The sequence below is a fragment of the Pseudonocardia pini genome (genome assembly GCF_013870575.1).
In the GTDB taxonomy this organism is placed as follows: Bacteria; Actinomycetota; Actinomycetes; order Mycobacteriales; family Pseudonocardiaceae; genus Pseudonocardia; species Pseudonocardia pini.
Window position 1 is genome coordinate 1 of record NZ_JACBXB010000994.1, and the last position, 1,672, is coordinate 1,672.

The 1,672-nt window shown below is 70.7% G+C and carries 2 protein-coding genes; both read right to left on the bottom strand.

Features of this window, described 5'->3' with window-relative positions:
• Positions 1-416 precede the first annotated feature (416 nt).
• Positions 417-833, bottom strand: a complete 417-nt coding sequence (locus tag H5J29_RS31750; RefSeq protein ID WP_181784613.1) for a hypothetical protein — start codon at positions 831-833, stop codon at positions 417-419.
• 516 nt (positions 834-1,349) lie between these two features.
• Positions 1,350-1,672 (bottom strand): hypothetical protein (locus H5J29_RS34525; RefSeq protein WP_220188189.1); only part of this gene is annotated, 323 nt, incomplete at its 5' end.

A 1,672-nucleotide genomic window follows, 5' to 3' on the forward strand; every position in this document is an offset into this window, starting at 1 on the left:
AGCGGGTCCGACTCGTGCCGTGGGGGGACGACCGTGAGCCCGGTTCGGGTGCCGCGGGTCCGCTCGAAGGTCCGCCCGCACCCCCGCCGACCCCGGGCTACGGCCCCTATCCCGACTGTCGCCATCATCCCGAGAGCCGTCGGCCCGAGCGCGGAACCGAGGCACCCACCCCGGTGGTGGCCACTCCGAGCCTCCGGATCGTCCGCCCTCCCGATGATCACCGCCTCGGCTGCGAGGGCCGCGCTGACCGCGGTTGCGCGTGCCCGGATGGTGATCATGGCTCGAGGGGGGTGGCGGATGTCCCGGCTCGCTCCGCCCATGATCACCGTTCCGGTGCCGGGGACCGCGCTGGTCGCGGTTGCGCGTGCCCGGATGGTGATCTTGGCTCGATGGGGGTGGCGGCCGTCCCGGCCCGCTCAATCCGTGATCACCGTTCCGGAGTCGAGAGCCGCGCTGGTCGCGGCTGCGCGAGCCCGGACGATGATCATGGCTCGAACAGTGCTTCGGTCGGCCCGGCTCTCGCTCATGATGACCTTTCGGGAGCTGCGGACCGTGCTGAGCGCGGTTCCGCGTGCCCAGACGGCGATCTTGGCTCGAAGGGCGCTGCGGTCATCCCGGTTCCCGTCCATGATCACCGTCCCGGCGCCGAGGACCGCGCTGATCACGGTTCCGCGTGCCCAGGTGGCGATCTTGTCTTGGAGAGCGCTGCGGCCACCCCGGCTTCCGTCCATGATCACCGTCCCGGTGCCGAGAGCCGCGCTGATCGCGGCTGCACGTGCCCGGACGATGATCATGGCTCGAACAGCGCTGCGGTAGGCCCGGCTCTCGCTCATGATGACCGTTCGGGTGCTGCGGACCTTGCTGATCGCGGTTGCGCGTGCCCAGACGGCGATCTTGACTCGGAGAGCGCGGCGGCTGTTCCGGACCGTTCAGTCCATGATCACGGTTCGGGCGCCGAGGGCCGCGTTGGCCGCGGTCCCGCGTGCCCAGATGGTGATCAAGACTTGAGGGGAGCGGCGCCTGTTCTGGCCCGTTCAGTCCATGATCACCGTCCCGGCACTGAGAGCCGCGCTGGTCGCGGTTGCGCGTGCCCAGACGGCGATCTTGACTCGGAGAGCGCGGCGGCTGTTTCGGACCGTTCAGTCCATGATCACGGTTCGGGCGCCGAGGGCCGCGTTGGCCGCGGTCCCGCGTGCCCAGATGGTGATCAAGACTCAAGGGGAGCGGCGCCTGTTCTGGCCCGTTCAGTCCATGATCACCGTCCCGGCACTGAGAGCCGCGCTGGTCGCGGTTGCGCGTGCCCAGACGGCGATCTTGACTCGGAGAGCGCGGCGGCTGTTCCGGACCGTTCAGTCCATGATCACGGTTCGGGCGCCGAGGGCCGCGCTGGTCGCGGTTGCGCGTGCCCAGGCGGCGATCTTGGCTCGGAGAGCGCTGCGGCCACCCCGGCTTCCGTTCATGATCACCGTCTCGGCGCCGAGAACCGCGCTGGTCGCGGTTGCGCGTGCCCAGGCGGCGATCTTGGCTCGGAGAGCGCTGCGGCCACCCCGGCTTCCGTTCATGATCACCGTCTCGGCGCCGAGCACCGCACCGGTCGCGGCTGCACGTGCCCGAGCGGTGATCAGGGAAGGACGCCTGTCTCCCCCCGGCCCCTCCCGCGCGAGACCCCCCG